At 50.8% G+C, this 26,805-nt stretch carries 33 protein-coding genes and 1 tRNA gene; 21 read left to right on the top strand and 13 right to left on the bottom strand.

Features of this window, described 5'->3' with window-relative positions:
- Positions 1-2: 2 nt before the first annotated feature.
- A complete protein-coding gene (locus tag McpAg1_RS07305; RefSeq protein ID WP_338094646.1) occupies positions 3-377 on the bottom strand; it encodes a hypothetical protein in 375 nt (124 codons plus the stop codon).
- 280 nt (positions 378-657) lie between these two features.
- On the opposite strand from McpAg1_RS07305, the gene McpAg1_RS07300 reads away from it, so the two are divergent.
- Positions 658-897, top strand: coding sequence for a hypothetical protein (locus tag McpAg1_RS07300; RefSeq protein ID WP_338094645.1), 240 nt, complete (start codon positions 658-660; stop codon positions 895-897).
- A gap of 283 nt (positions 898-1,180) precedes the next feature.
- Here the strand turns inward: McpAg1_RS07300 and McpAg1_RS07295 are convergent, their stop codons facing one another.
- The 3 genes from McpAg1_RS07295 to McpAg1_RS07285 all read right to left on the bottom strand — a co-directional run bounded on the left by McpAg1_RS07295 (position 1,181) and on the right by McpAg1_RS07285 (position 3,703).
- A complete protein-coding gene (locus tag McpAg1_RS07295) occupies positions 1,181-1,639 on the bottom strand; it encodes a hypothetical protein (RefSeq protein ID WP_338094644.1) in 459 nt (152 codons plus the stop codon).
- A gap of 662 nt (positions 1,640-2,301) precedes the next feature.
- Positions 2,302-2,374: transfer RNA gene (locus tag McpAg1_RS07290), tRNA-Thr, on the bottom strand.
- 117 nt (positions 2,375-2,491) lie between these two features.
- Positions 2,492-3,703, bottom strand: a complete 1,212-nt coding sequence (locus McpAg1_RS07285; protein ID WP_338094643.1) for a BaiN/RdsA family NAD(P)/FAD-dependent oxidoreductase — start codon at positions 3,701-3,703, stop codon at positions 2,492-2,494.
- A gap of 299 nt (positions 3,704-4,002) precedes the next feature.
- On the opposite strand from McpAg1_RS07285, the gene McpAg1_RS07280 reads away from it, so the two are divergent.
- From McpAg1_RS07280 to McpAg1_RS07245, 8 genes are all read left to right on the top strand, one after another.
- Entirely contained in the window at positions 4,003-4,461 is a 459-nt protein-coding gene (locus McpAg1_RS07280) for a 30S ribosomal protein S15 (protein ID WP_338094642.1), read from the top strand.
- 15 nt (positions 4,462-4,476) lie between these two features.
- The gene (locus McpAg1_RS07275; protein ID WP_338094641.1) at positions 4,477-5,691 is read left to right on the top strand and encodes a DHHA1 domain-containing protein; all 1,215 of its coding nucleotides are present in this window, start codon (positions 4,477-4,479) and stop codon (positions 5,689-5,691) included.
- Positions 5,682-5,888 carry a KEOPS complex subunit Pcc1 gene (locus McpAg1_RS07270; protein WP_338094640.1) on the top strand — a complete coding sequence of 69 codons (207 nt, stop codon included), beginning with the start codon at positions 5,682-5,684 and terminating at the stop codon, positions 5,886-5,888. The genes McpAg1_RS07275 and McpAg1_RS07270 overlap by 10 nt, the downstream gene beginning before the upstream one ends.
- A 56-nt stretch (positions 5,889-5,944) precedes the next feature.
- Complete coding sequence (locus McpAg1_RS07265; RefSeq protein ID WP_338094639.1) at positions 5,945-6,565, top strand: 30S ribosomal protein S3ae; 621 nt, start codon at positions 5,945-5,947, stop codon at positions 6,563-6,565.
- Positions 6,566-6,828: 263 nt separating this feature from the next.
- Positions 6,829-7,755, top strand: a complete 927-nt coding sequence (locus McpAg1_RS07260; protein ID WP_338094638.1) for a DDE-type integrase/transposase/recombinase — start codon at positions 6,829-6,831, stop codon at positions 7,753-7,755.
- Between the two features lie 304 nt (positions 7,756-8,059).
- A complete protein-coding gene (locus tag McpAg1_RS07255; RefSeq protein WP_338094637.1) occupies positions 8,060-8,575 on the top strand; it encodes a hypothetical protein in 516 nt (171 codons plus the stop codon).
- A gap of 19 nt (positions 8,576-8,594) precedes the next feature.
- The gene (locus McpAg1_RS07250) at positions 8,595-8,741 is read left to right on the top strand and encodes a hypothetical protein (protein ID WP_338094636.1); all 147 of its coding nucleotides are present in this window, start codon (positions 8,595-8,597) and stop codon (positions 8,739-8,741) included.
- 38 nt (positions 8,742-8,779) lie between these two features.
- A complete protein-coding gene (locus tag McpAg1_RS07245) occupies positions 8,780-8,929 on the top strand; it encodes a hypothetical protein (protein ID WP_338094635.1) in 150 nt (49 codons plus the stop codon).
- A gap of 101 nt (positions 8,930-9,030) precedes the next feature.
- Here McpAg1_RS07245 and hisE read toward each other — a convergent pair whose 3' ends face one another.
- The 6 genes from hisE to McpAg1_RS07215 form a co-directional block, all read right to left on the bottom strand.
- On the bottom strand, positions 9,031-9,345 hold the full coding sequence (hisE, locus tag McpAg1_RS07240) for a phosphoribosyl-ATP diphosphatase (protein WP_338094634.1): 315 nt from the start codon (positions 9,343-9,345) through the stop codon (positions 9,031-9,033).
- Positions 9,345-9,791 carry a NusA-like transcription termination signal-binding factor gene (locus tag McpAg1_RS07235; RefSeq protein WP_338094650.1) on the bottom strand — a complete coding sequence of 149 codons (447 nt, stop codon included), beginning with the start codon at positions 9,789-9,791 and terminating at the stop codon, positions 9,345-9,347. The genes hisE and McpAg1_RS07235 overlap by 1 nt, the downstream gene beginning before the upstream one ends.
- 153 nt (positions 9,792-9,944) lie before the next feature.
- Entirely contained in the window at positions 9,945-11,378 is a 1,434-nt protein-coding gene (proS, locus tag McpAg1_RS07230; RefSeq protein WP_338094633.1) for a proline--tRNA ligase, read from the bottom strand.
- Between the two features lie 300 nt (positions 11,379-11,678).
- Positions 11,679-12,881 carry a M24 family metallopeptidase gene (locus McpAg1_RS07225; protein ID WP_338094632.1) on the bottom strand — a complete coding sequence of 401 codons (1,203 nt, stop codon included), beginning with the start codon at positions 12,879-12,881 and terminating at the stop codon, positions 11,679-11,681.
- A 155-nt stretch (positions 12,882-13,036) separates the two neighbouring features.
- Positions 13,037-13,615, bottom strand: coding sequence for a stage II sporulation protein M (locus tag McpAg1_RS07220; protein WP_338094631.1), 579 nt, complete (start codon positions 13,613-13,615; stop codon positions 13,037-13,039).
- Positions 13,615-14,472, bottom strand: coding sequence for a DUF63 family protein (locus McpAg1_RS07215; RefSeq protein WP_338094630.1), 858 nt, complete (start codon positions 14,470-14,472; stop codon positions 13,615-13,617). The genes McpAg1_RS07220 and McpAg1_RS07215 overlap by 1 nt, the downstream gene beginning before the upstream one ends.
- Before the next feature lie 14 nt (positions 14,473-14,486).
- Between McpAg1_RS07215 and McpAg1_RS07210 the strand changes: the two genes are divergently transcribed.
- Together McpAg1_RS07210 and McpAg1_RS07205 are read left to right on the top strand one after the other, a co-directional pair.
- Positions 14,487-15,575, top strand: coding sequence for an NAD(P)-dependent glycerol-1-phosphate dehydrogenase (locus McpAg1_RS07210; protein WP_338094629.1), 1,089 nt, complete (start codon positions 14,487-14,489; stop codon positions 15,573-15,575).
- Between the two features lie 6 nt (positions 15,576-15,581).
- On the top strand, positions 15,582-16,043 hold the full coding sequence (locus McpAg1_RS07205) for a UPF0179 family protein (protein WP_338094628.1): 462 nt from the start codon (positions 15,582-15,584) through the stop codon (positions 16,041-16,043).
- A gap of 56 nt (positions 16,044-16,099) precedes the next feature.
- Here McpAg1_RS07205 and McpAg1_RS07200 read toward each other — a convergent pair whose 3' ends face one another.
- Positions 16,100-16,963 carry an ADP-ribosylglycohydrolase family protein gene (locus tag McpAg1_RS07200; protein WP_338094627.1) on the bottom strand — a complete coding sequence of 288 codons (864 nt, stop codon included), beginning with the start codon at positions 16,961-16,963 and terminating at the stop codon, positions 16,100-16,102.
- Between the two features lie 213 nt (positions 16,964-17,176).
- Between McpAg1_RS07200 and McpAg1_RS07195 the strand changes: the two genes are divergently transcribed.
- The 10 genes from McpAg1_RS07195 to McpAg1_RS07150 are packed head-to-tail and all read left to right on the top strand — an operon-like array spanning position 17,177 to position 24,225.
- Entirely contained in the window at positions 17,177-17,440 is a 264-nt protein-coding gene (locus tag McpAg1_RS07195; RefSeq protein ID WP_338094626.1) for a UPF0058 family protein, read from the top strand.
- Positions 17,441-17,458: 18 nt separating this feature from the next.
- Positions 17,459-19,021 (top strand): tRNA uridine(34) 5-carboxymethylaminomethyl modification radical SAM/GNAT enzyme Elp3, encoded by a 1,563-nt coding sequence (locus McpAg1_RS07190; protein WP_338094625.1) that lies wholly within the window; start codon positions 17,459-17,461, stop codon positions 19,019-19,021.
- Positions 19,018-20,166, top strand: a complete 1,149-nt coding sequence (gene priS / locus McpAg1_RS07185; protein ID WP_338094624.1) for a DNA primase catalytic subunit PriS — start codon at positions 19,018-19,020, stop codon at positions 20,164-20,166. The genes McpAg1_RS07190 and priS overlap by 4 nt, the downstream gene beginning before the upstream one ends.
- A complete protein-coding gene (locus McpAg1_RS07180) occupies positions 20,167-20,868 on the top strand; it encodes a hypothetical protein (RefSeq protein WP_338094623.1) in 702 nt (233 codons plus the stop codon). It abuts the gene before it with no gap.
- A 41-nt stretch (positions 20,869-20,909) separates the two neighbouring features.
- A complete protein-coding gene (locus McpAg1_RS07175) occupies positions 20,910-21,188 on the top strand; it encodes a 50S ribosomal protein L44e (protein ID WP_338094622.1) in 279 nt (92 codons plus the stop codon).
- A gap of 7 nt (positions 21,189-21,195) precedes the next feature.
- Positions 21,196-21,384, top strand: coding sequence for a 30S ribosomal protein S27e (locus McpAg1_RS07170; protein ID WP_338094621.1), 189 nt, complete (start codon positions 21,196-21,198; stop codon positions 21,382-21,384).
- 18 nt (positions 21,385-21,402) lie between these two features.
- Positions 21,403-22,176 (top strand): translation initiation factor IF-2 subunit alpha, encoded by a 774-nt coding sequence (locus McpAg1_RS07165; RefSeq protein ID WP_338094620.1) that lies wholly within the window; start codon positions 21,403-21,405, stop codon positions 22,174-22,176.
- A 14-nt stretch (positions 22,177-22,190) separates the two neighbouring features.
- Entirely contained in the window at positions 22,191-22,352 is a 162-nt protein-coding gene (locus McpAg1_RS07160) for an RNA-protein complex protein Nop10 (RefSeq protein ID WP_338094619.1), read from the top strand.
- Positions 22,340-23,101 (top strand): proteasome assembly chaperone family protein, encoded by a 762-nt coding sequence (locus McpAg1_RS07155; protein ID WP_338094618.1) that lies wholly within the window; start codon positions 22,340-22,342, stop codon positions 23,099-23,101. Before McpAg1_RS07160 ends, McpAg1_RS07155 begins: the two co-directional genes overlap by 13 nt.
- A 5-nt stretch (positions 23,102-23,106) precedes the next feature.
- Positions 23,107-24,225, top strand: coding sequence for an endonuclease Q family protein (locus McpAg1_RS07150; protein ID WP_338094617.1), 1,119 nt, complete (start codon positions 23,107-23,109; stop codon positions 24,223-24,225).
- A gap of 223 nt (positions 24,226-24,448) precedes the next feature.
- On the opposite strand, the gene McpAg1_RS07145 is transcribed toward McpAg1_RS07150, so the two are convergent.
- Positions 24,449-25,990 carry a CBS domain-containing protein gene (locus McpAg1_RS07145; RefSeq protein ID WP_338094616.1) on the bottom strand — a complete coding sequence of 514 codons (1,542 nt, stop codon included), beginning with the start codon at positions 25,988-25,990 and terminating at the stop codon, positions 24,449-24,451.
- A 125-nt stretch (positions 25,991-26,115) separates the two neighbouring features.
- Positions 26,116-26,604 carry an Hsp20/alpha crystallin family protein gene (locus McpAg1_RS07140; RefSeq protein ID WP_338094615.1) on the bottom strand — a complete coding sequence of 163 codons (489 nt, stop codon included), beginning with the start codon at positions 26,602-26,604 and terminating at the stop codon, positions 26,116-26,118.
- Between the last annotated feature and the right edge of the window lie 201 nt (positions 26,605-26,805).

The raw sequence follows: 26,805 nt of genomic DNA, 5'->3' as shown, positions 1-26,805 counted from the left end.
GGTCATTCTGTCAGTCCTCCGATTTTCGCAAGGATCGGATATGTTTTCTTCATCTCTTCTATCAGTTCGATGTTCAGACCGGGATATCTTACTTTCATGTCGGACAAACGCCGCCTAACAACATCACTCGGGTTCAGTTCGCAGGATCGCATCTCAGAGATCCATCTTGCTTCGTTGGTCACGTCAGCGAAAGCCCGCCGGATGATATCAGCCGGGCCGTTTGTGATCGGTGTGGATCCACCGCCGCCCTCGGAACCCTTCGCAAGAGTCTTGATGTAGTCCTTAAGTACTGCAGAACAACGATCTCCATAGGTCTGTTTGAACCATTTTCTCAGGTCGTCTTCATCATCTGTGAAGTAAATCTTCAGATCAGGCATTCAATACAAATCTCCCTTCTACATACCCACGAATGAGCGCCATGATTATTTTGGACGCTTTTCCTTTGGGTATCATTTCCAGAAATTTATTCCAAATTTTAGCATCGGAATCTCCGATGTATAGGCTAAAGTTTGATGCTATTTTTTTCTCAACTCCTCCGCGCTCGCGGTCTGTTTACACGAGAGTTATAACACATAGATAACACAAGTGCATACATACATACACATGGGTTCTATTTATGGGTGTCGTTTTAATAACACATACGCCACACCTCATAGTATGGTAACGAAAAAGGCTCAAATTGCTTGCCGCTTGAGTCCAGAAACATTAGGGAAGGTGAAAACCCTCATTGAAAAGGATGATGCACCCTTTGAGTCCATGAGCGAATATCTCTATACGCTCATCATCTCAGATCTTGCCCGTCGTGAAATGGGAGTGGACGCAGTAACCTACCAATTTTTTGAACTCTTGAAAAACCCCGAGATTCAGAAAGAGATCAAGCGACTGCTCAAAGACTGATACCCACACACATACACACGGGCTTAAGAAAAAATCTCTATGGACGGTAAAGTCCGACCGGACGTGCGGACGTCCGACCGGAAAAACCTCTCATCAATAGCTTTTTTTTTATATTATATTATTATTATTTAGTACTAGTACTAAGTACAGTACAAGAAAGAAGAAGAAAGAAGAAACAGACACACACATACATACACACAGACAGACCGTCCGGTCGGACTTTTTCAGAGATACACTTTTTTTCTTACCCACACACATACACATGGGCTTAAAAATAAGGAGATTATCTTGTTAGAATATCCGTTTCGCCGTGCCAAGTCCATTCAAGGGTTTTTTTCAATCTTGCCCCAAAATGAATCTCAAACATGCCAAATGAGGTATCGGGTAGCTGATTACCGGAAATATAAGTACTCTGTCCCGTATATGATTCAACATGTGCCCCTAATATAGTCGCCGAATATGTGAGATTTCCCACTTTTTGATAGGCGAAATCGAAAACAATCTTCTTCACATATCCATTTAAACCATAATCAGAAGCAGATTCTACACCTTTATCGACATAGGCATGGGCAGTTCCCTGACCGTTGTCGTAGAACTCAAGATCTATCGTTCCCATACCCCCTTCTTTCATATGCCATGTTCCAACAATCGGATCCGACATTGATACACAACCTGCACAAAACACGAAGATCATACTCACCATGATCATGAGGGATAAACTGAGTTTTGCATTCACCGCCATGAATAACCATTTACCCGAGGTGACATAATACCATCTGAAACAGAGAGGATTAGGTGTCCTCTTCTGCAAGAATTTCTCTTAACCGTCCGATGATAACAGGAGATAACAGCGCCCGGACGAATGGATCACTGTAATCTATTTTCTTCTTGTGCATCTCGTGATCCCGTGATCCGGGTTGCTGCCGTTTTCGGCTCCCCTTCTCTAAACCTCTGTTGCGCCTATGATCGGGTTCCGGGATCACATCAGCACAACCGTCTGATGTTAATTTTTTCATAGGCTCTGAAATCATCGACCCGTATCATGATAAATCCCAGACCGCGCGATGTGAAAGTGCCCGATGACCACTATCGATGATCAGGTAACCATTGAGGAACCCTGTTTTATGACCGGCCAGACCGATCATTATGCATACAAAAATGTCCACATGTGTCTGGACGTGTCCGGACAGGAGAAAAGAGAAATGCAAAACAGAGGAAAAGCGAAAAAAACGGTAATCCAAAGGATTAGAAAAAGGTTACACACAACAATCGATCCCGAGACTTACGAGTTTATCAAGAACGGAGGCTTAAACGCAGGCAAAATGCTTGATACAGCCATTTCTGAACTCAGAACGAAAACAAAGGCAAATTTTGTCTTAATTTTGAAAAACAACGAAAAAGAAGAGCCTCAGACGAGATTTGAACTCGTGACCTCGTCCTTACCAAGGACGCGCTATGCCAGCTAAGCCACTGAGGCAGTGCGTGATAACAAGATAGGAAGTATACAAATTTAAACATTATGGATTGAAATCCAAATCAGCCAAAAAAATATACCCCGGGACAAAATCCGCAGCCGTAAAACAAACTTCGCGCATTAGAACAACTCACGAATCCTAATCGACGCAAGAAACGCCGTCGAAAAACATGCCTGAATATTGTAGCCGCCCGTATCTCCGTCGATATCGAGCACCTCGCCGATGAAAAAAAGTCCGGGCGAGATCTTTGACTCGCAGGTTTTCTTATTGACCTCCTCAAGACTCACACCGCCCGCAGTTGCCATCGCAACCTTGTAATCTCCCACATGATCGATTCTGACCGGATACTCGGCAAGATTTCGAACAAGCATAGAACGCATCGAGGCAGTCAGCTGTCCGCCGGTCGTGCCCTCAGGAACTCCTGCCTCCCTCACCAGCAGACGAAGCAGCCGTTCAGGAACTCCTGCAAACGAAAGAAGATTTTGCACCTGTTTTGCCCCGGACGCCGCACACGCCGCACGAATCAATGCATCCAACTCCTCAGACTTTTTTGGGGAAAACGCGATTTTCAACACATCACCATCCCGCATCCATCGCGATGAATCAAGAATCACCGGCCCTGAGTAGCCGAACCGCGTAATCAGCAGATCACCTGAACGCGTCAGAATCTTTTTTCCATCCCGCCAGATTGCAACACTCACACTCGCAAACGAAATGCCGGACAGATCAGCAAGCCGGTGATCAACAACATACACCGGAGCAAGTGAGGGATGCGGCTCTATGACGGTGTGTCCAAGCAGCTCAGCCAACAAAAACCCATCTCCGGTAGAACCGGTCTGCGGATACGATTTTCCCCCAGTCGCAATCACCAGAACTTTGGCGGAAAAAACACCAAGCGCGGTTTTCACTCGGTAAACACCATTCTCGCACGACACCGACTCTGCCGGCAGAGAACTCATAATCTCAACATTTGCCTCATCACAAGCATCAAGCAGCGCATCCAAAATATCATCCGCGGAAAGAGACGCAGGAAACACCTTGCCTGACTCGCGTTCGATGAGCTCAACACCGCGGCTCTCAAAGTACTCCCGCATCGCAGAGTTGGAAAACGCCATCAGTGCCGGCTTCACAAACGCACCATGATCTCCGTAATGAACAGCAAAACTCTTCACATCGCCCGCATGCGTAACATTACACTGGCCGGAACCTGCAATCAGCAGTTTTCTCCCCGGGAGAATCATCTTTTCCAGAACAAGTACCCGCAGCGGTGAAAGATTTGCCGCACAAAAAAGACCCGCGGGCCCTGCCCCCACAACAATGCAGTCGTACATGAAAGTATATGCACCCGCAACCCTTATCTCGTCTTCTCTCCAATATCAAAGGAGCACTTTATAGTGCTGACTGAAGTAAGTCCGACGTGTCTGTCACTACGACACTGCCGCAACCCTGCGGCTTTGGGATTACGACGAGTCAGTTCGGCTCCGCAGAAAACCTGCGGAAACGCGACATGCATTGGAAAAAACTGCTAATGCAACTGCTCTTTTCGTGACTTACGGCTGTTTCCATTTGATTCCGCAAAGGAAACGGTTATCCGCTGTACGGGCGGACAGTCCCTTCGGAGGTGAAAACAATGGCACGCATACATGCAAGAAGAAGAGGAATCGCCTCCTCGGTCAGACCATTCCGCCAGGAAGTACCTGAGTGGTCCAACACCGACGTACAGGAAATTGAGAAGAAAATCGTTGAGCTTCGTAAGAATGGTCTTACCTGCGCTCAGATTGGACTCGTCCTCAGAGACAAATTCGGTGTTCCGAACGTAAAGCTGGTTACCGGCAAGAGAGTCAACGCAATCGTGCGTGAACACGACCTTGACACCGACATCCCCGAAGACCTTCGCAACCTGATGTACAAGGCACTCGCAATGCGCAAGCACCTTGGCGAGAACAAAAAAGATCTCCACAACAAGCGTCAGCTCCAGCTGACCGAGTCCAAAGTCCGCAGACTGGTAAAATACTATGTCGGCAACAAACGCCTGCCCGCAGGCTGGACCTACAAACCGGAGACCGCAGAGATTCTCCTCTCCAGATAACGTCACTCACCCCTCATGTCACTGGAAACCGCAGCTGAAACCCTTGCAAAACGTCTTGCATCCATGGAGTACGTGGAAATTTACTCCCATTACGATGCAGACGGCATAGCGTCAGCTGCGATCATGTCAATAGCCCTCAATCGGGCGAACATCGCATTCAAACTCCGGATTCTACCGGGAATACACGAGGATGACGTGGAGAACCCTGAATGTTCTCTTCTCTGTGACTTTGGTGCGTCGTGTACTGGTCTGGTGGAAAGCACGATGATCATTGATCATCACGTGCCCTACAACACCTCCCCCAATCATGTCAATCCGCGCAGCTGCGGCGAGGACGGCGAGACCGAACTCTCAGCCGCAGGCTGTGCCTATCTGGTGGCAAACGCGCTTGGAGACAACCGCGACCTCGCAGGTCTTGTGATGCTGGGCATCATCGGCGACAATCAGAGCATCTCTGGAAGGAATGCGAAAATTGTCGGTGATGCGGTGGCAAACAATCTGATAAATCCGGGCCGGGGCATTCTGATGCCGGGACGAACCACAAAAGAGCAGATTGCAATCTCGCTGCATCCGTTTCTGCCGAATTTATCCGGCGAGACGAAGAAGGCCGAGGCAATTGAGAGTGCATGCACATCAAAAATATCGGACGATGATTATACGTCCTGCATACTTTCAAGAATCGCTCTTGAGTCGGATGCGTCCTATCAGGCCCTGATGAATCTGTATGGAGAGTCGTGGAGTCTTGAGCGCGAGGTTATCCAGAATGCTCACGCGTTCACTGCGGTGGTTGATGCATGCGGCAAAGTCGGTAAGTCCGGCATTGCGTATGCTCTCTGCTGCGGGGACGCCTCCTATGTGGACGAGGCATGGAATACAGCAATCGCCCACAGAAACCATATCATCGAGGCGGTGAAATCTGCTGAGAAAATATCCGAGACTCCGTGTATCTGGAGAGTGAACGATGCGTCATCCGCAAGTGATGCTGCTGATGTTCTTATCGAGTCCGCGGACGTTCCGATGTTTGTTGTCGGCAGAGGGTCAGCCTCGGTCCGGGTTTCAGCACGCGCTCCAGCAGGATGTGCGGTGAATCTGGAGCAGATTATGAAGTCTGCTGCAGAGTCATGCGGCGGTTCCGGCGGCGGGCATTACTCCCGAGCCGGCGCAGACGTTCCGCTTGAGTGCGAGAATGAGTTCCTGAAAAAACTGGAGGCGGCAGCATCATGCACGTGAGTGGAACTATCACGTCCGTGCATGCGAATGCGGAGAATGTGGCACAGTCGTTGTCTCCGGACAACGGCGGGTTCATGACCGTTACAGCAGTCGACGGTTGTGTGGTGGCAAAGATAAGCGGGGAGTCACTGAGATCAGTGATTGCGACGGTGGATGATTATCTGGTGAATCTGTCAGTATCGGAGCGGCTGTCATAAAAAAATGGCCGTTTGCGAGATATAGAATTCCAATTTCAAAAATTAAGGTTGATACCATGGCAAGAAAAAAGCAGAGTGGTGGACGCAAAGTCGAGGGATGGAAGGCAAAGAGCTGGTTCAAGGTCTATGCCCCAGAGTTCCTCGGTAAGCAGTTTATCGGAGAGATTGTCTCCTCTGACACGGCAAATCTGCCGGGTCGCGTAATGTCGACGAGTCTTGGCGAGTTAATCCAGGACTACTCCAAACAGAACATAAAGATGTCCTTTAAGATCAATGCGGTCGCAGGAGATGCAGCATATACGCAGTTCCACGGTCACGAGATGACAAAAGATTTCATCCGCGCAATGGTCAAGAGGCGGGCATCCCGTGTTGACAGCACTATCACGATTCAGCCGCTCGGCAGTGTTCGTGAGCTTCAGGTGACGATCACGGCATTTACGATCAATCATGCAAGACTGTCCCAGATTCACGAGATTCGTGCAATGATGGTGAAGGTTGTGCAGGACTACGCAAAGGAGGCAGACTTTGAAACTTTTGTCTCCGCAATGGTCAAGGGCGATCTGTCGAAAAAGATGCTCGAGGCATGCAAGCCGATTTTCCCGGTCCGCAGAATCGAGATCATTAAGTCCGAGTCCGTGAGCTCTGCAGCAGAGCGTGCAGCAGCTCTTGTCCGTTAAATTTACGGACTACTCTTTTTTTTTGAAATTACGTGGCGGCGATTTTGATGCATGCGGCTTTGCTTGGAGTAACCACGGAGTTCCACGGAGCTACACTGAATGCACGGAGAACGCCTGCGGCGCCGGAATGCACAGAAGAGCAAAGGAGATGGAAAAATTTCTCAAGTGTTTACTCCAAATAAATAAATCCGAAAAATCCCTCTTCCTGTGCTGCCACAAAAAGATTTAGTAGTTCTCTGCGCCCATCTCGGCAGGGTTATCGCGTGGTTCTCAGTCAAGATGAAATCATCCAAATCATCACCCTGGTGGTTGACTGGCACTTCCCTGTGGTTCAGGTGGCCGCAATGTATCAGATTACGACCGAACGAGTTTACCAACTCGTTCAAGCATATCGCAAAACAGGATTATATCCTGCTCCGAAACGTTTAGGTCGCCCTCCGATCATTCCCTCACCCGAACATCGTTCTCTGATCATTTCGGAAAAACACCGTCTTGGCGTAGGGAGTCGTTGCCTGCACAAGTATTTTCGTTCTCGCCTCGGAATAGTGATTGGAGAACGCGCGATCCATCGTGTCCTCTTGGAGGAAAACTTGACTTCCCCTGAACCCAAAAAAGGATTTCGTCGCCCTGCTTGGATTCGTTACGAACGTGACGAGAGCTTGTCCGCCGTCCATATGGATTGGCATCAGAGTAAATGCAATGGCAAGCAGGTTTGCGTTGTTTTGGACGATGCGAGCCGTATGATCCTTGCTGGAGGAGAATTTGACCGGGCAACAACGGAGTTCTCGATTCAGGTACTGCGCGAAGCCTATGAAAAATACGAGTACATCGCACCAATTCGTGAGGTGATTACCGATCATGGGACGCAGTTTTATGCGAATACCAGAGATTCTCAGGGAAATGCGGAGCATGCATTTGAAAAATTATGTCGGGAGATGGAGATCAATCACATCCTCGCCAGAGTAAAACATCCGCAGACCAACGGAAAAATCGAGAGATGGTTTGGAACGTACAAACAGTTCAGATCGAAATATCCGACGTTTGAGGAGTTTATTCATTGGTACAATGAGATCAGGTCGCATCAAAGTCTCGATGATGAAAATGGAGATATGAGAACGCCAAATGAAGCATTTTGGCATAGAGTGCAAGGACATATTATGAGAAACTGCAATTATTTATTTAATAAATAACTTACGGAGGAAACTACATGAGCCAAAAAAAGCGACTAAATCTTTTTTTTCCGTGAAGCTCAGTGTGCTCCGTGCATTCCCGTGAAGCGGTAAGCAGGCCGTAGGCATGCGTCACGTGGTTATTCCAAGTACGTCCAATGCCAAAAAAAATTTCATCTCCAAAGATTTCACACGGTAACCAATCAGGAAATTTTCCCAATTATCCTGAAAAAATTCAGGTTGATACGCCAGAAAATCCCACAAAATAGATAGAGACCAAGGAGATCTGTCCGGACATTTTTACCAACAGTCTCGGGAGAGAAAAATGCCACTCAATTTCGTCCCAACTTCTGTTGTGAAGGGCGCAAAGCGTGTCTTCACGGTACCGATCACGAACGCGACTGCGTTTGATGCAAACATTGCTGCGCTGAAGAGCGAGGAGAATCCGCTTGGTGCAGCTGCGTATCAGACCTCCGGCCAGACGGTGGACGGGGTGTTTGTGAGTAAGGAGGTCTATAAAGCGACCATTGCTTATCTGAATTCTCTTGGGAAAGTGGAGGGCAGTATTGTTCTCACTGCTCCGACCAGACAGGCTTATGATGCGATTATTGCTTCTCTTCTGGAGAATGATACCCTCACCGGACTTTTCGGCGAGAATATGATCGTTGACCACGATGCTGCCAAGGATTCTTGGAGTGTCAGGGTGAGGGTCCATGATCCGACCGGTGAGAATTACCAGCTCGATTTCAACAGGAAGGAGCTGAAGATCAGTTCTTACGAGGCCGATGCGATTCTTGCTAAGGTTGAGGAATGGGCTGATACGATTACAACCCTAAACTAACCGCCCCGACACATTCGTAATGTGGGGTTGGATCCGCCCGGGAACCGGGCGGGCAACCCCACACAAATGTATCGGCTCGGCATCTCTCGTAGCCGCATGCCTTCGGCCTGCTTTACGATTCCTTTCAGGAATCGTCCCTGCGGGACTCGGTCACACGGTTGATTGAGATATCACTGTTCAAACATAATCAAAAGGAGAATCATTATGGACACACTTACTACCATTCTTGTCATCGGCATTGCAGCTCAAGGCATCGCCTGCGCCGCACTGGTTCTCGCAGGTCCAATTTATGCCTGGAACGACCGGTGGCTTGATCGGACTCATCGAACAACTGCCGATGAAGATCGGGGATAAAATCCCGACACTCTTTTTTTTTATAAAACTCAGTATCCCGTTCAACCGCCGCCTTCGAGCAAAGCAGGACAGCATGCGAATTCAAATTAATCACAAAAAAATCAGTCGTGGAGGTGCATACCGGCCTGTCTGACCTCAAGCTCCTCCTCCACCTTTTTAAAATCCACACCCGCAGCCTTCAGCGCAACCATCATATGAAACAGCAGATCCGCCGCCTCTCCGACAATCTCCTCCTCATGGCCGTTCTTCACCGCAAGCACAAACTCACAGGCCTCCTCCCCCACCTTCTCAAGCGGCTTATCAATCCCCTTCTCATGGAACAGCAGATGCCGCACATACGACTTTTTCCCGGGATCCACATCAGCACGCTCACAGATAATCCTCCACAGCTCATCAAACACCAGTCCGTCCGTCATCACAAAACCTCCTCCTCAGGAACAGCAATATCCCCGACCTCCTTCCCATAGAACCGGTGGACAAGCTGACGCGCCTTCTCAATCGTAGACCCATTCTTCCCGATTGCAATACCAAAATCGCCCTTATCAGGAACAATCACCGTCACCGGCTCATCATCCGCACCAAACCGCACCGCAGAAACCTCCGCAGGCTTAAACATATTCGCAACAAACTGCTCGCGATCCTCCGCAAACTCCACCATCTCAATCCGCTTCCCGAGAACACGTGACATCTTTTTAATATTATCACCACTCTTCCCGATCGCAAGACCCATATCTCCCGGCTTAATCACATAAATAATCCGCTCAAACCGATCATCAATCAGACAGTCGAACGCCGTTGCTTTCGTTAAAATTCTGAGCTCCTCAATATACCGGCGTTCCTTGAACCCGATACTCCGCTCCATTGCATATTTGTCGATAGAATCCATAAATATCAGAAATTTCTCTATTCAAATAATGAAATGCGGGAAAACTCCCGCAGTATTCGATTGTTGCCTGGTAAATTATCTCTTCCGTGGAAACCGAACAACACTCAGCACCACAGTATTCGGAAATGGTTAATAGGATCTGCCCACAAGAGCAGCCTTACCGGGCTTTCCGCAGATAATGCAGGCACCCTCATCATTCTTCACATACTGGCTTCGAACCTCTGTCCCAAGAAGACTCGAGTTCGTCAGCTCCTCAAGCTTGTCCGCACACTCGCGGCAGCCGCACCAGTGCACAACCACCACATTGCCGTCCAGCTTCTCATTACACTCCTCAGGAGTTGTCGCAGTCATCAGATGACTCTCCAGATGGTCCTCCGCACGCTCAAGAATCTGATCATGCGCCTCATCAAGAAGTCTCTTCACCGACTCAGCCGCATTTTCACGCGGGACAACCGTCTTCACGCCGAGGCGGTTCACGCAGACCAGCTGCTTGTTATCAAGATCGCGGGGACCAAGCTCCACGCGGAGCGGAACACCATGCAGTTCCCAGTGATAGTACTTCGCACCGGGCCGCATGTCACGGGCATCCGTCTTCACGCGAATACCTGCTGCCTTCAACTCCTTCTCCAGATCTTTTACCGCTGCAAGAATCTCATCTCCGCGTTTGCCGACAATCACCGGAATGATCACAACCTGGGTTGGTGCAACCGTTGCCGGGAGGATCAGACCCTTGTCATCACCGTGAACACCGATCACCGCAGCAATGCACCGCTCAGAGATACCATAACAGGTCTGCGAACCGAACTGCTGCTCGCCGTTCACATCCTCATACGTGATGCCGAATGTTTTGGAGAAGTGATCTCCCAGATGGTGGACTGTTCCAATCTGAAGCGTTCTGCCGTCCGGCATCACCGCATCAACAGCCATGGTAAAGTCAGCGCCCGGGAACTTGTCCCAGTCGGGCCGCTTTGAGATGATGATCGGGACACCGAGATCGCGGTAGAACTCCTGCGACAGGCCAAGTTCATACTCGACCTGCTCGTTTGCTTCATCCCAGGTTGCGTGAACGGTGTGGGACTCCATAAACGAGGTGATCTCGCGAAGCCGGATCAACGGTCTGGTGTGTTTTGTCTCATACCGGAACGTGTTCACAACCTGATACAGTTTCAGCGGGAGGTCAGCATGAGATCTGATCCAGAGCGCATACATTGGGTAAATTGCCGTCTCTGAAGTCGGGCGCAGTGCGAGTTTGACATCAAGCGGTGAGAGACCACCGTGCGTAACCCAGTACACCTCGTCCTCAAAGCCCTTGATGTGCTCAGCCTCTTTCATGAACTCAGTTTCGGGGATCAGAAGCGGAAACAGTGTTTCTTCATGATCCCGATTTAAGAGGTTGCGTAAAAGCGTGTAGGTATGGTTGCGAAGCGCAAATCCGAACGGATACCATACATACAGTCCTTTGACCGGATAGCGGACATCCATGATCTCCGCACGCCGGATAACCTCATTATACCACGCGCTGAAATCACTCCGCGGCGGTAATCCTTCCGTTTCATCTGCCATGTTGTATATACACCTGAAGCAGTAGATCTATGCGCCGAAAGAGTATTAAGATAACCAACCGGTTTTGCATTTTTCAGTATGAGTAGTCCATGAAAAAAAACAGATGCCGCCGATGTGGTTCGCGTCTGAGCCGCCCACGGAAAAACGGAGTACACGGAAATATCACAGAAAAAAAACATCACGGAGCAGACGTGAAGCTCTGTGTTTTCCGTTTTTCCGTGGGTGGCTCGTGTCTCCTGACGAGGTGGTATCCATCCGTGGGCGGCTCAGAGGCGAACCACATCGGAGAGATGAAAACCCTTACAGCTCAATAACGCTTCGTCCGCCGCCGGTGATGCATTCTCCGCCGCCCGGTCTGACCACATACGTATCCTCAACGCCGATTGTCCCAACTCCCGCAACACCTGCTTTTGGTTCAAGAGCGATGACCATATTTTCTGCAAGCGGTGCATCAAATCCTCGTGCGATCACCGGCCACTCGTTCACCACAAGACCGATGCCGTGGCCGAGGAATGAAACCCTGCGTTCTTTGTATCCCATGAAATTCTCTGCAAGTGCCGGGCTTAGACTCGCGACAATTTCTGCATAGATCTCTGAAGGAATGTTTCCCGGTGCAAGGAGGGATGCAGCGTCCCTCTGAACCCTGATGCACTCCTCATGCAGTTCGAGGGCATGTTCAGGCAGCCGTCCGCCAAACGAGTAGACCTGTGTCTTGTCGGTGTGATAGCCGCCGATACCATACCCAATGTCAACAAACACCATATCCCCTCTTCCAAGAACTCGTTTGCGGCTCCCAACTGAAGGAATTGCAGCCGACATGCCGCCCATGCCGCCGGGGCCGTCGAAGTTGGTCGGCTCAAGCGTCTGCGTGCCAAAAGCAATCTGGCCGATCTGCATCTCAGTTCCAAACCCGGAGAATCGCACAATCCCCTGATAGTTCATGTCCATCATCGCGCGATAGAGCTCGCCAAACATCTGCGCCTCGTTCATTCCTTCGTACAAAATCTCAGGAACAACCTCCATGAAGAGTTTGTCATGTTCGCGGCCGGCTTCCCGCAGGAACGTGAGTTCATACTGACTTTTCACTGCCCGCAGGTTCAAAAGAACAGCGTCCAGCGGTAAAATATTTTCAAAAGAAAAGTACTTTCGCAGCCGCTCCATCATCGCAAGCGGCACCTGTTCGGTCTCAACAAATGTTTTCCCCAGATCCTGCGGCAGGTGTTCCCGCATTTCGCGATAGCTTTTCATCGGATAAATTTCATCGACCGGCGACTCAGATTTCGCCCGCTCAAAACTGCGCCGCACAAAAAACTGCACATCGCCATTTCGCCGCAGAACGAGAACCCCGTCCTGAATGGTGCCGGTCAGATAATACAGGTTCACTCTGCTGAAAACAAGCGCCGTGTCCCAGTCCATGCCGGAGGAGTCAAGCGCCGAAATAAGATTGGATATCCTGTTCTTCGACTCGGATTTGGGAAGTGTCTGGTCCATCAAAATCTTCATACAGGTTTGTTGTTTCCGGTTTTAAGATTGCGGGTTGTTGAATGGTTTTGCATCAAATATCTGAAAACTCATCTACTCTACGAAAAATATGGATTTCTGGTATGCGGTCTTGCTTTGAGTAGCCACGGAAAACACTGAACACACGGAGCACCCGGTCACAATCCGGTAAACACCATCACCGAGATCACCGGCGTTGCAAACGTCTCCACAACAGCCGCAACCACCAGCAGCGGCAGAACAACAAGCAAAAACCGCGTCCCGTACCAAAGACATGTAGTCCCTGCATTATCCCTGCCCTGCGCATCAAGATACAGCGACCTGCCCATCTGCAACCCGAGGGCGGATGCCATCAGCATCGCAAAAATCTCAAAAATACCATGGGGAACAATCGTCGCCGCAAACACCGACAGATCATATCCGCGAAGCATAACACCTGAAATATTGCCGATAACATAACCGTTTGAGATCAAAACAAACAGCGTCATCGCCCCAAACGTCACTCCTCCCATGAAAAGAATCAGGCAGACCTTCAGATTATTGAAAAAAATCTGCCAGGACAACAGCCCCGGAGCATCCGCATCCAGCTCCGTAGTCGAACTCTGAAACGTCACCACAATATCATCCGCGACCCCGGGATCATCAAGAGACGAAGCATATCCAGAGATACAAGACCCAAAGAACAGGGCCGCCACCACCGCAAACGCGATCAAATACATGCGCCGATCAGACATCATCAGATGAAAAGCACCATCCTCAAAATATCCCGCACGCCCGGTGCAAACCCGACCGTAATCATTGCCAGCAGCACCAGATGCCAGATCTCATCCATTCCTTCTTCTTTACGAAACTTCTCTAAAATCCAGATCGCGGGGAGCAGAACAACAACCTTCAGCGGAAACATCACAAACGCCGTTCCCGTCAGCTGAATCAGCCCGTCGCCGAGAACATGCTGCTCAATATAATGCATCGGATGCAGCTCCAGCGCAAAACTTGTCGCAGACGCATCCAGCAGCTGACCAAAGATCAGAATCTTGTACAGCGGATGCGTCACATACTCCCAGTTCAACCCGTAGCGCACCAAGGCCCAGAAAATCAGGGACACGACCGCCGCCATCGCAAGAATACATCCCGCAACCCAGAGGGCAAGCTCAGTCTGCGTAAGTCCCCACCAGCACAGAAACGCCAGCGTCACAAGATTTGACGCAACACCGATCCAGAAATACGGCTTTGCATACGACTCAACAACCCCGTGACTCTCAAGAGACCGGGAAATCACCAGCACAAAAATCGTGTACAGCAGCACAACAAAAAAAATCGGCGGCGTAACAAACAGCACCCACCATGGTTCAGGAATGCAGCCCGTATCTTCAACAACACGAAGAACTCCGCCGAAAATCACAAACGGCATTGTTGCAACAATCAGCTGTGTATCAATTTTGATATTATTTGCCCGTGTCCAGCGGTAAAGAAGATAAAGGGTGACGAGCAACAAGATTGCACACGTGATCGTCAAGTAAATATTATACGGCTGATCCTCCAGGACCGCATCGATATAATATTTTTGTATGAACGCATTTATTCCAGTAAACATGTGGGGCCCTGACCGTGAACTTAGAGAATAATAGGATACTAAAGGATAAAACCTTTGACAAATCCCGATGGATTCAGATGCCGCGGAACGTGATCGTTGGTCACGACGCTCTTCTCCAGATTCCAGGCATTATTGCAGACCTTAACATCAATGGTCCAATCATGCTGCTGTCAGGAGACACCACCATGAAAACCGTCGGAGCAAAGGTGCAGGATCTGTTGCAAGAACAAGGTTTTGACCTCGTCACAGGCATTGTCGGCCGCATTACGTATGATGAGATCAAGCGCATCGAGACTGTTGTGCAAAAAGCACATGCTGTTCTGATCGTTGCCGTCGGCGGCGGCCGTGTGATTGATACGGCAAAGGTGGTCTCCTACAATCTTGATATCCAGTTTATCAGCGTTCCAACAGCCGCGTCCCATGACGGCATCGCATCCTCCCGCGCTTCGGTTGTGACAGAAGCCGGCAATGTCAGTGTTGCCGCCCAGCCGCCGCTTGCAATCGTTGCCGATACCGGCGTGATCGCGACCGCACCGCACCGGCTCCTTGCCGCAGGATGTGCGGATATTATTGCAAACTACACCGCAATTCTTGACTGGGAGCTGTCCCACCGGCTTACCGGCGAGTCGATCAGTGAGTATGCTGTGACGCTTTCAAAGATCACGGCAGAAATTCTCGTGAAAAATGCGAATCTCATCGCCCACAATGATGAGACTGCTGTATGGATTGTGGTCAAAGCCCTTTTCTCTTCAGGAATTGCGATGAGTATTGCCGGGAGTTCACGGCCGGCTTCAGGCGGCGAGCATAAGTTTGCGCACATGCTTGAACGGCTTGCTCCGGGTGTTGCGCTGCATGGAGAGGCCTGCGGTATCGGGACAATTCTTGGTATGTACCTGCACGGTGGTGATTGGAAGTCTATCAGCCAGTCTCTCAAACAGATCGGCGCTCCAACGACTCCTTCAGATCTTGGCATCAGCGATGAGGTGTGTGTGCAGGCGGTCCTTCGGGCGCGCGAAATCAGACCCGAACGGTTTACTATCTTTGACACCGGTATCACCCGCGAGGCGGCTCTTGCGGCAGTCAAAGCGCTCTACGAGGTGTAAATAATCATGGACGAAGCTGAAAAAATCGTAACAATTGTCGGGTCTATCCTTGCTCACGAAGGGGCAGAGTTTGTGTATGCCGGCAAAGCAGGTGAGTGCAGCAGCTGTAAAGTTGCTAAAGTCTGCCACAACGCAAAGCTCAAAGAAGGCCGCAGATATCGCGTTGTTGCGGTCAGACCAACAAAGCATGAGTGTCTGGTTCATCTCGGCGGCTCTGTGGCAGTTGAGGTGTCGGAGTGCCAGATAACTGCGGTTATTCCGACGAGTCAGGCAACACGCCGGACCCGCATCACCTATACGCCGGTCTGTGATGACCGGTTCTGCAGAGGCTATGCATTCTGCCATCCCGACGGTATGACTGAGAAAGGCAGGTATGTTGTGCTGGAGGTCCTTGGCTCTTACAATGAGATGTGTCCGAAAGGAAAAAAGAATCTCAAACTTGTTGAGCTGCGGCACGTTCCAACATAATTTTTTTTGGAAAAAAAGGAAACAGGAACGCAAACGTGAATTGCAAAAATCGCGGTTCAAAATCTCATCCTGCCCGCCCGACTAATTTTTTCCGCAGCCGCTGCAATTCGTTTGCGGATCAGAATCATCTCCATCCACTCTTTTGGAACATCACTCACTCCATAATAAACTCCGGCAAGTCCTCCGGCGATCGCAGCAATGGTGTCTGTGTCCCCTCCAAGCGATACTGCCCGCTCGATCACATCCCGCACCGAATTTCCTTCCAGAAAACAGAACACCGCACACCGCGTCGACTCCACTGCATCAACCGAAGGAATCAGTTTCCCGGTCATGATATCATACCCGGCGGCACGCATCCCTGCATCACATGCCTCCTGCTTGCCTCCTCCGTTCAGAAGTACGGATGCCATCACCGAGACCGCAGCGCAGCAGTCACCAGCTGCAGGAGAAAAGTGCGTGAACGCCGACACATTCCGCGCCGTCTCTGCCGCACAATCCATCTGACATATCAGACCAACAGGGAGTGTCCGCATCACACTGCCGTTCGTCCTGCTCCCAAACAGCAGGTCAATTGTTTTTGCCGCAGCATCTGCAAAACATCCCTGTTCCAAAAGAGAACAGAACATCTTTGTTGTCCGCCCAAACGTCTGCGGCTCTTCGGCAACCGTCAGAATCATCCTTCGGAAAAACAGATCACGGTCGATTTGTCCAGAGGATTTGCATGCCTCGGCAACTGCAAGCATCATCAGCGTGTCATCCGTCACCGCCCCTTTCACCAGACCAAACTGCCCGCCGCCCGTAACCGTCAGACTGCGGCGGGGTGCGGGCATCATTCCCTCAAACGTAAGACCGACCGCGTCCCCTGCTGCCGCACCAAACATGCCTCCGCTGATCCGATCATTCTCAGATATAAATCTCATCCAAAACCTCATATGGGTGCAGGTGCATTCCCCAGCGCTTTCCATCACGCACGGTTTATTCGTGAAAATACGTTGTTGTATGGCTGGAAATCCTGCATGCTACAGTGTGTCAGGTGGCATTGCAACTTCTCAGATATAAACGTCACCAATAACCTATATCTGTAAATGAGCAGACAAATGTAAGTAATCTTTTGATACGAGGTGTTTTGAAATATGCAAAAAGAAGAGTTGCTCCATTTACATATGCTCATGGTTCAGATTAAGAAATATTACGAATCAGTTTCAGGAAATACCGTCTCTACAACGGAATACGACGCTCTGCAGATCTCACCGATCCATATTCACAAAAACAAAAATCTTCACCGCGTGGCCCTTCTTGCGCTTGGCGATGAGATCGTCACCGAGATGAATTCCCACAAAAAAACCCAGACCTCGTTCCCTCAGGACTCCGGCACCAGTGTCGTTGCAGAACACTAAACCGTCCCCAATACAGCAATGGACGAGCACGATATTTTCCGGGAAATAATTTCCCTCATTTTTTCCTCGCCCAATCCGGATATTCAGAGCATCAAGCTTGCCGTATGCCGGAAGTACTCGCTTGACGTGATGCCGAAGAACTCGGCAATTCTTGCTGCGGCAGAACCTGAGGAGTACGAACGGGTCAGGACGGTTCTTTTAGTAAAACCGACGCGGACACTTTCCGGTGTTGCGCCGGTTGCCGTCATGACCTCCCCGTGCGCATGTCCACACGGTAAATGTCTCCCCTGCCCCGGCGGGCCGGACCATATTTTTCAGTCTCCGCAGAGCTACACCGGCGAAGAACCTGCGGCCCTTCGTGCCCGCCAGAATGAGTACGATCCCTACCGTCAGGTGATCGCACGCCTCGGACAGTTCAAACTGCTCGGCCACCACACCGACAAGGCCGAGCTGATTGTTATGGGCGGAACCATGACCGCGAGGGAACCGTCCTATCAGGAGTGGTTCGTCTCCGAATGTCTGAGAGGCATGAACGAGTTCTCGGGACACATTTCCGCTGCGTCAAATCTTGCAGAGCTGATGACCGAAAACGAGAGTTCAGACGTCCGCTGCATCGCAACCACCTTTGAGACAAGGCCCGACTGGTGCAGAGAAGATCACATCAACCGGATGCTGGACCTCGGTGTCACCAAGGTCGAGCTTGGTTTTCAGCACACCGATGATGAACTGCTTCTTGCAAACAAGCGCGGACACACGGTCGCAGACAGTGTTGAGGCGAACCGTCTGCTGCGCGATGCAGGGATCAAGGTAGGGTTTCATGTCATGCCGAACCTCTACATGAGTACGATCGAGCGCGACCGGCACATGTTCGACACCCTCTTCACCGATCCAAGGTTCTGCCCAGATTTCCTCAAAATCTACCCGACCCTGGTGACCCCGGGCGCGGAGCTTGAAGAGCTCTGGAAAGCAGGGGTATACCAGACCTATGACGAGGACGAGCTTGTTGACCTCCTCGCTTATGCAAAAGAGCGGCTGCCTGAGTACGTGCGGCTTCAGAGAATTCAGCGCGACATTCCCGCAAAACTGATCGTGTCCGGCTCCATCCACGGCCACATCCGCCAGATGGCGCAGAAACGTCTTGCGGAAAACAAAAAACAGTGCCGCTGCATCCGCTGCCGTGAGATCGGGCGACGGATGGGCAACGCAGTCGAAGAGGATAAAACTCTTGTCTACGAATGCTGCGGCGGAACCGAACAGTTCCTCTCAACAACCGCGGGCGATGCCCTGATCGGATTTGTCAGGCTTCGTTATCCCGGGCAGGTGTTTCGCTCTGAACTTGACGGGGCCGCGCTTGTCCGTGAGCTGCATGTCTACGGGAGCATTGTGCCGCTTGGTGAACACGGTGAAGGCGACGCACGCCAGCACCGGTCATACGGCCAGAAACTTCTCGCACGCGCCGAACAGACCGCAAAAGACGCAGGCTACTCCCGCATCGCTGTCATGAGCGGTGTCGGGGTTCGGCCCTACTATCGTAAACAGGGATATCTGCGTTCAGGTCCATATATGATCAAGACTCTATGAAACCGGCAACCTATGAGTTTCTCAGGCAGCGTTTCTCTGCCTACTATAACGGAGAAGTCCAGGGAGCCGGAGCGGTGTATGTTCCTGACGCGCTTAGCGAACGTGAATGGGGTTTCATCTTCTTTTCAAACGCCGCAAAGCCTGCAGGCATGCGCAGACATCTGTCCTTCAGTTCTCCTGAAGAGGTGCACACCTACCTTAAGACCATGACGCCTGCGCATGTCTACTACTCAACCGCCTACTATGCACATCCGGGCGCTGCCCAGATGAGCGATAAAGGATGGCTTGGTGCAGACCTCATCTTTGATCTGGACGCTGACCATATCGTTCGAGGGCCGTACGATGTCATGCTTGCACGGGTCAAAGAGGAGCTCTTCAAACTCATCGATATGCTGACCGCTGAACTTGGATTTCTTGAACGTGATCTCAGAATCAACTTCTCCGGCGGTCGCGGATATCACATCCATATCCCGACTCTTGCTGTCCGCAGCTGGGACAGCGCCGAACGTCGCGAACTGGTGAACTATGTCTCAGGAACCGGACTTTTCGCAGAGAGCATGCTCACTGGCCCAGCAATTCACGGCCGCGGCTGGCAGAAACGCTACCGGTCTGCACTCACCGCAGAACTCGACCGCATTGCATCTCTGGATGAGCTGGAACAGACCGAATATCTCACCGGTCTTCGGGGAATTTCCGACAAGTTCGCCGCAGGATTTGTGAAAAATCTTGATGCAACCCGCGCAACAGTAGCGACCGACCCGGAAAAACTTCTGGAAAACAAGGTCATCCGCGCAATTGCTGACGCTGAGAACAAACCATTTCAGGAAAATATTCTCAGCTATGCAGCGCAGGCTGATGAGCCGGTCACAACCGACATCAAACGGTTGATCCGCCACCCCGGCTCTCTGCACGGAGGGTCCGGCATGCGGGTAACTCCGCTTGAGATCTCTCGCCTTGACTCCTTTGACCCTCTTATTGATGCGGTCGTGTTCGGCGAGCGACAGATTCCAATCGAGTGCTCTTTTGCACTTTCCATGCCGATTCTTGGTACCCGTTATGATCTGAAGGCAGGGTTCAACACCGTTCCCGAAGCTCTTGCGGTGTTTCTCTGCGCCCGCGGCATTGCAGAGATCGGAGGTGCGTAAATGCCTGACCGCATCAGCATCTCTGAACTGCACGGCTACTTAATCGACGAACGCAACAGCGGCTCGTTAACTGACATTCCGGCAGCACTTTACGAGGACGTTCATACAGCACTTACCGCTCTCACCGCCGAAGCCCGCAGCATGGGAGACCCCTTCGGTGAAGGAGTGCAGATTCTCTTAAAGGAACGCGAAAGCCTGCGCGAGTACATCCGCGACCTGTATGCAGAGCGGACCAGGAAAATTTTCTCCCTTGCCCTTGCCAAAGCAACCGGTGAGGAGATCAACCGCGAAGAGCTCAGATCAATGGTTCCGGGTGAGCGAACTCTCTATGAGGTTGTTGCAGATTCTGCCACGTCATGCAGAAAGGCTCTTCTTGACGGCAAACAGATATTAGATACCACAACCGCATTCCACTTCACTCCGGCCTCTGCCGTTTCGGCAGCAGACGAGCCGCTTTTAGTGGATGAGGTTTCATTTGCGGACGCGCATGCAGATGAAGTGTTCCAGAATGGAAACGCCGATGCAGAAACTGCTCCCGAATCGTACCGCGTTATCATGGTACAACAAAAAGTCGAGGAATTTCAAGATTATAGCGGACGGTGCTATGCTCTTTCGCCAGGAGATATCGTTTCGCTGCCACAACCCATGGCAGAAATTCTTTGCAACCGCAACATAGCATTAAATATCAGGCTTCGCAAATAAGTATGGTATTCGGTATCCTTGATTTAGAGGGGACAATAATTATGAAAAGACCAGTAAAATTCAACACCTACTGCCCGTTTTGCCGGAAGCATACCGAGCACGAGGTAGAAAAGGTAAAGAAGGGTAAGACAACCGGCCTCCACTGGATTGACCGGCAGAAGGCACGCCGCAGCTCCGTTGGAAACCGCGGTAAGTTCGGCAAGGTTCCGGGAGGAGACAAGCCGACCAAGAAGATCAACGTGCGCTACCGGTGCAAAGAGTGCGGTAAGGCACACCTGAGAGCAGGATACCGCGCTGGCAAATTCGAACTTACGGAGTGAGAACAAAATGGTAAAAGCAACCCGCGAAAACCGGAGCAAGTTTCTGAAGGTAAAGTGTCCGGACTGCGAGCATGAACAGCTCGTGTTCGACAAAGCATCCTCCAAAGTAGAGTGCATCGTCTGCGGACGCGTCCTTGCAGAGCCGACCGGCGGCAAGGCAGACATCAAAGCAGATGTCGTAGCCTCCTACGAATAAATTCTGGAAATGTAATCAATGAGTGAAAGAGACTGGCCAATAGAAGGAGAACTTGTCGTCTGCAGCGTTACAGAGGTCAAGGACTTTGCGGCATTCGTTGCCCTGGATGAGTATGAAGGACGTCAGGGTTTAATCCCGATTGCGGAGATTGCCCGTGGATGGATCAAATACATCCGGGACTATATTCGTGAGGGACAAAAAGTTGTCTGTAAAGTTCTTCACGTAGACGCAGGCCGTGGCCATATTGATCTCTCCCTCAAAGATGTGAATGAACACCAGCGCCGTGAAAAAATTCAGGACTGGAAAAACGAACAAAAAGCTCACAAGTGGATAGGTTTCGCTTCTGCAGAGAGCAAAGTTGCAGAAAAGGAGATCGAGGATGCGATGTATAAGGAGTTCTCATCTCTCTATGCCGCATTTGAGGACATCGTCGTTTACGGTGATGCAACATTAGAAAAGTTCGCGCTTCCAGACTCTGCAAAGTCTGCGCTGATGAAGGTTGCATCAGAAAACGTAAAAGTTCCAAAAGTTACGGTTTCTGCTGTCCTTGAACTTACGTCCAGCAAACCCGACGGTGTGAATGTGATCCGCCGCGCTCTTCGTTCAGCCGAGCCGAAGGTTGACGGAGCCGAGATCGAAATTCTGTACTTGGGCGCACCCAAATACCGGGTAAAGGTTGTTGCACCCGATTACAAGACTGCAGAAAAAGTTCTGGAAAAAGCTGCAGACGCCGCAATCGGAGTTCTGGAACGTGCTGACGGTACCGGGAAACTGGTGCGTAAGCAGAAATAATTTCGGAGTAGTTTATGACTGGTCATATCCGGCAATGCCCGATTGATCACACCTATACTCTTTTGAACGTCTGCCCCCAATGCGGGGCCGAGACGGTTAGTGTGCATCCTGCCCGCTACTCTGTACAGGACCGGTATGGAAAGTATCGGCGGATGGTGCGCGAATGGAACAGGTAAACGTCCGCTGGTATGTGGAGGATGTGTCCGCCCACTCATGTCCGGTTGCAGTCGCAGGACTGCCGGGCGTGGGGCACGTTGGAAAACTGGTCGTGGATCATCTCATCCGTGCACTGTCCGCAGTAAAGGTTGCTGAGATAACTTCAACCCTGTTTCCTCCGCAGATGTATCTGTCTGAGGATTCGGTTCTCAGGCTGCCGAGGAATGAAATATTTTTTGTGCCTGAGACAGAAAACCATCAGCCTCTGCTTTTTCTTGCAGGCGACTGTCAGAGCACAACACCCGAAGGCCATTACACGCTTGCCGAGGCATACCTGCGGGTGTTTGATCTCTTGGGCGTTAAGCGGGTCTACACTCTCGGCGGCTACGGGGTTGGCAGGATGATTGAGCATCCACGTGTTCTCTCGGCTCTGAGTTCATCAAAACTCAAGGAGGAGGTGATTGCAGCAGGCGCTGTGATCAATCCTGAGGAGCCGGTCGGTGGAATCATCGGTGCGGCAGGATTGTTAATCACGCTCGGACGGCTGCATGGGATGGAAGGGATTGCGCTTCTTGGCGAGACCTCAGGATATCTGGTGGATCCGGTCAGTTCAACTGCGGTGCTTGATGTGCTGGAGCGATTGGTTCACCTCCACGCAGACCGCACGGAGCTGACGGATCTTGCAGAGCAGATGATGACAGATCTTGCAGCCGCGGCGGCGTCTGCTGTCGGCCCCCGCCCGCCAGATGATCTCAGCTACATTGGGTGAGTTTCATGCAGAAAAATATCGATCTTCATCTTCACTCCTGTTTTTCGATGGCAACGTCACCTGATATGCTGCCGGAAAATATTCTTGCCGGATGCAGGATAAAAGGAATTCATGTGATCGGCAGCGGGGATGCGCTGCATCCTGAGTGGCGGAGGATGTGGGAGCCGTTTGTGGACAATGCCTACGGTATTACGGTGGTGCCGCAGACCGAGGTTGAGGACTCGTCACGCGTGCATCATGTTATTCTGGCAGAGACGTTTGATCAGTTTGCTGAGTTGCAGGAGCTTTTCACCCCATCCTGCACGCATCTTGCAACGTCCGGCAGGCCGCACCTGCATATGAACGGCGAGGAGATTGCATCAGCCGTACATGAGGTTGGAGGAGTCATCGGCCCTGCGCACGCGTTCACGCCGTGGACGTCCCTGTTTGCGGCGTACGCTGCGCCGTCTGAGTGTTACGGTGAGGAGAGTTTTGAGTTCTGCGAGCTTGGCCTTTCCGCTGATTCAACGTATGGCGCAGGGATTGCTGAGTTTGCTGATGTTCCTTTTCTGACGAACTCTGATGCCCACAGCCCGACGCCGGTGAAGCTCGGCCGAGAGTTTACGCGGATGGAGATCTCAGGCGATACGCCTAAGGCTGTCCTTGCCGCAATTTGCAACAATGCGGTTGTACTGAATGCAGGATTTTTCCCAGAGGAAGGAAAGTACAACCGCACGGCATGCACCCGCTGTTATACGCAGTTTTCCCTTGCTGAAGCAAACACTCTTCACTGGAAATGTCCGCATGATAAGGGGAGGATTAAACTTGGCGTGCGCGAGCGTGCGGAGAAGCTTTCGACGCTGACAGAGCCGACAGTGCGGCCGCCGTATGTGAAGATGATTCCGCTCGGCGAAGTGATTGCCCGCGTGCTTGCTGTGTCTTCACCGAACACGAAAAAGTGTGCGGCGATGTACTGCAGATTTATCGAGGCGTTCGATAATGAGATTGCTGTGCTGCTTGAGGTCCCGTTCGCTGATCTCTGTTCGGTGTCGCCCGAGGTTGCCGAGGCTGTTGTGAAAATGCGTGAGGGGCGCGTCACACTGATTCCCGGCGGCGGCGGAAAGTACGGATCGTTTGAATTTTGAAACGCTAATAGCGCGAATCGCATGCCTTCGGCCTGCTCACCGCTTCGCGGAATAGCGCGAATAAAAAAAAAATCGCCAATGGCGATTTTTCAAAATAAAAAAAAATTGTTTGCGTTTTTTTTCTGAACAGAGGGAATCGTCTAAAAATATATTACTATGATAACTCCATAAAAATCGCCATTGGCGATTTTTTATTCGCGCTATTTGCGTTATTCGCGTTTCATCACGCAAGAAATGCGCAGCGCGACTCATCGACCACCTGCACATCAGACAACGTCCGCAGATGCATGTTCCGCGCTGTTTTTTCAATACCGAGCTCCTCTTCTAGATCGATATCGATGATGTATGCGTCAAGCTCTTTCAGGCGCATCCTGTTCGCCGCAACCGCACGGTGGTGTCCGTCGATCAGAATCAGTTTTCCCTGTCTTCGCACAACGATCAGCGGTTCTGCAAGACCCTTCGTGATCTCGTAGCTTCTGCCGTCCAGCTCATCCATATACACCTTCGACTGCGTCGGCATCAGACGGTTGACCGGCACCATCCCTGACGAAAGCACCGGCTGCACATCATAAAGCGTCTTCAACGTCTGAATATAGTCAAAAACTTTTCCGGGCGTCACCTTCTCAATCTGGGAACGGATCACATCCGCATTGGTGATGATGCCGATAAGTTCATCCTGATGATTGATCACCGGCAGTTTTTGAATGCAGAATCGAAACATTTTGCGTGCAACATCCGTCATCCCGCTGTCAGGATAAGTCTTCAGAAGAACCTTCTCCATAATTGACGCAATCGGATCTGCAGCAGCAGCCCCGACAATATCCCGGGCTGCAATAAACCCGACAACCTTTGACTCGCGGTTCACAACCGGAAACCCGTCATGACCGGTCTCGCGTATCAGCCGGATCACATCCTTCACCGTTCCAAAGACCGGCACACTGAAGACATGCATCGTCATATACTCAGAAACCAGTTTTTTCTCGGACGGTATCAGACCCGGATGCGTAGGACCTACCAGGGAGTGTTCCGGGCTGTCATCAATCTTAACATCCTCAAGAGAGTAGATGCCCATCGAGTGAGCGGTCTTTTCAAGACCAAGCTCAATGTCTGCATCAATATTCACAACATACGCATCAAGCTCAGGCAGGCCCAGACGCTGCGCCGCAACCGCGCGATGGTGCCCGTCCACGAGAATCAACCGGTCGCGGAAACTCACTGCGATCACCGGCTCTGCGAGATGCATCTTCAATTCGTACATCCTGCCTTCAAGCTCGTCCTGATATACGCAGGCCTGGGTCGGCTGAATATCTTTTACCGGCACTGTTCCGCTCTTCAAATGGGTATTGACACCATAGAGCGTGTGAAGCGTGCTCATAAAATTGAAAACTTTTTCCGGAGTTACCCGTTCAATCTGGGAACGGATCACATCCACATTGGAGACGATGCCGATCAGAGTATTATCTTCATCAACAACCGGCAGCTTCTGAATGCCGGACCGGAAAATTCTGCGGGCAACTTCGGTGATCGTCAGATCCGATGTGGCCTTGATCGGGTGGCGCGACATTTTCTGATCCACGGTTGTCAGCGGATGTTCGCCGATAATGTCGCGTGCGGAGATGTAGCCGACGACTTTGCCCTGCCGCACGACCGGAAATCCGTCATGATGCGTTGTGCGGATCAGTCGGATCACATCACCGATGGTCTCACCCGCATCAACGCTGATGACGTCATGCGTCATGTAGTCCCGGACCTGCTTCTTTTCCATGGCTTGAGGTAGTTATTCGCGGCAGAACATCATCAATGCATCGAACGAAAAAAGAGGGGAGTATTTTAGTATACTATTGGGATCGGAAATTGTTGTCCTGCAGAATGGTTGAGGGGGATCGTGTCTTATTCGATATCGATTGCGACTCCTTCTTCGGTAGGTTTTTTCTGTAACGTTATCTCCATTACACCATTCTTGAAGCTTGCTTTTGCGCAGTCGGCAATTACTTCTGACGGCAGGTGAATGGTTCTCTGCATGCTGCCCATTTTTCTTTCGCGCAGATGATAGGTTCCTGCATCATCCGTCTCTTCGATCTCCGCACGCTGCTCGGTTTTGATGAGCAGGGTTTCCGGGTTTAAAAGCCGGACAGTGATATCTTCTTTTTCAATTCCCGGCAGGTCGGTTACGATGATGATCTCGTTTTCGTTTTCACAGAGATCTACATGAAAATCGTTGCCGAACACACAAAGGTTTCCGCTTTTTACTGCTGCCGGGAGATTTGCCGCTCCGGACTGGTTCATAAGTGCTGTTGCGCGTGCTTCCATCTCTGCAAAGAGTGAGTCGATCTCTCCGCCGAGGGAGCTGAAACTGAATAGGTATGGTTTGAGTTGCATAATATTTTCCTCGCAATGGTCACTCGCTCAGGGGTTGGTTCATTGTGACTTACTAATAGTAAGTTATAATTTTATATAAATATTATCTTGTGGTCGGCTTTGTCTCTTAGATTTCGCCCCGCGTTTTTCGTGGACGATTCATACATAAAAAAAATGCACCGTCCCTGCACCTGACGACAAAACACAGCAACTACTTTATGA

This window comes from Methanorbis furvi (assembly GCF_032714615.1).
GTDB lineage: Archaea > Halobacteriota > Methanomicrobia > Methanomicrobiales > Methanocorpusculaceae > Methanocorpusculum > Methanocorpusculum furvi.
The sequence above is the reverse complement of the archived record's forward strand: the minus strand, read 5'-3'. Positions and strand labels throughout refer to the sequence as shown.

Coding starts and splice junctions, on each gene's coding strand:
- McpAg1_RS07305 (WP_338094646.1), bottom strand. CDS start 377: ATGCCTGATCTGAAGATTTACTTCACAGATGATGAAGACGACCTGAGA.
- McpAg1_RS07300 (WP_338094645.1), top strand. CDS start 658: ATGGTAACGAAAAAGGCTCAAATTGCTTGCCGCTTGAGTCCAGAAACA.
- McpAg1_RS07295 (WP_338094644.1), bottom strand. CDS start 1,639: ATGGCGGTGAATGCAAAACTCAGTTTATCCCTCATGATCATGGTGAGT.
- McpAg1_RS07285 (WP_338094643.1), bottom strand. CDS start 3,703: ATGTACGACTGCATTGTTGTGGGGGCAGGGCCCGCGGGTCTTTTTTGT.
- McpAg1_RS07280 (WP_338094642.1), top strand. CDS start 4,003: ATGGCACGCATACATGCAAGAAGAAGAGGAATCGCCTCCTCGGTCAGA.
- McpAg1_RS07275 (WP_338094641.1), top strand. CDS start 4,477: ATGTCACTGGAAACCGCAGCTGAAACCCTTGCAAAACGTCTTGCATCC.
- McpAg1_RS07270 (WP_338094640.1), top strand. CDS start 5,682: ATGCACGTGAGTGGAACTATCACGTCCGTGCATGCGAATGCGGAGAAT.
- McpAg1_RS07265 (WP_338094639.1), top strand. CDS start 5,945: ATGGCAAGAAAAAAGCAGAGTGGTGGACGCAAAGTCGAGGGATGGAAG.
- McpAg1_RS07255 (WP_338094637.1), top strand. CDS start 8,060: ATGCCACTCAATTTCGTCCCAACTTCTGTTGTGAAGGGCGCAAAGCGT.
- McpAg1_RS07250 (WP_338094636.1), top strand. CDS start 8,595: ATGTGGGGTTGGATCCGCCCGGGAACCGGGCGGGCAACCCCACACAAA.
- McpAg1_RS07245 (WP_338094635.1), top strand. CDS start 8,780: ATGGACACACTTACTACCATTCTTGTCATCGGCATTGCAGCTCAAGGC.
- hisE (WP_338094634.1), bottom strand. CDS start 9,345: ATGACGGACGGACTGGTGTTTGATGAGCTGTGGAGGATTATCTGTGAG.
- McpAg1_RS07235 (WP_338094650.1), bottom strand. CDS start 9,791: ATGGAGCGGAGTATCGGGTTCAAGGAACGCCGGTATATTGAGGAGCTC.
- proS (WP_338094633.1), bottom strand. CDS start 11,378: ATGGCAGATGAAACGGAAGGATTACCGCCGCGGAGTGATTTCAGCGCG.
- McpAg1_RS07225 (WP_338094632.1), bottom strand. CDS start 12,881: ATGAAGATTTTGATGGACCAGACACTTCCCAAATCCGAGTCGAAGAAC.
- McpAg1_RS07220 (WP_338094631.1), bottom strand. CDS start 13,615: ATGATGTCTGATCGGCGCATGTATTTGATCGCGTTTGCGGTGGTGGCG.
- McpAg1_RS07215 (WP_338094630.1), bottom strand. CDS start 14,472: ATGTTTACTGGAATAAATGCGTTCATACAAAAATATTATATCGATGCG.
- McpAg1_RS07205 (WP_338094628.1), top strand. CDS start 15,582: ATGGACGAAGCTGAAAAAATCGTAACAATTGTCGGGTCTATCCTTGCT.
- McpAg1_RS07200 (WP_338094627.1), bottom strand. CDS start 16,963: ATGAGATTTATATCTGAGAATGATCGGATCAGCGGAGGCATGTTTGGT.
- McpAg1_RS07195 (WP_338094626.1), top strand. CDS start 17,177: ATGCAAAAAGAAGAGTTGCTCCATTTACATATGCTCATGGTTCAGATT.
- McpAg1_RS07190 (WP_338094625.1), top strand. CDS start 17,459: ATGGACGAGCACGATATTTTCCGGGAAATAATTTCCCTCATTTTTTCC.
- priS (WP_338094624.1), top strand. CDS start 19,018: ATGAAACCGGCAACCTATGAGTTTCTCAGGCAGCGTTTCTCTGCCTAC.
- McpAg1_RS07180 (WP_338094623.1), top strand. CDS start 20,167: ATGCCTGACCGCATCAGCATCTCTGAACTGCACGGCTACTTAATCGAC.
- McpAg1_RS07175 (WP_338094622.1), top strand. CDS start 20,910: ATGAAAAGACCAGTAAAATTCAACACCTACTGCCCGTTTTGCCGGAAG.
- McpAg1_RS07170 (WP_338094621.1), top strand. CDS start 21,196: ATGGTAAAAGCAACCCGCGAAAACCGGAGCAAGTTTCTGAAGGTAAAG.
- McpAg1_RS07165 (WP_338094620.1), top strand. CDS start 21,403: ATGAGTGAAAGAGACTGGCCAATAGAAGGAGAACTTGTCGTCTGCAGC.
- McpAg1_RS07160 (WP_338094619.1), top strand. CDS start 22,191: ATGACTGGTCATATCCGGCAATGCCCGATTGATCACACCTATACTCTT.
- McpAg1_RS07155 (WP_338094618.1), top strand. CDS start 22,340: ATGGAACAGGTAAACGTCCGCTGGTATGTGGAGGATGTGTCCGCCCAC.
- McpAg1_RS07150 (WP_338094617.1), top strand. CDS start 23,107: ATGCAGAAAAATATCGATCTTCATCTTCACTCCTGTTTTTCGATGGCA.
- McpAg1_RS07145 (WP_338094616.1), bottom strand. CDS start 25,990: ATGGAAAAGAAGCAGGTCCGGGACTACATGACGCATGACGTCATCAGC.
- McpAg1_RS07140 (WP_338094615.1), bottom strand. CDS start 26,604: ATGCAACTCAAACCATACCTATTCAGTTTCAGCTCCCTCGGCGGAGAG.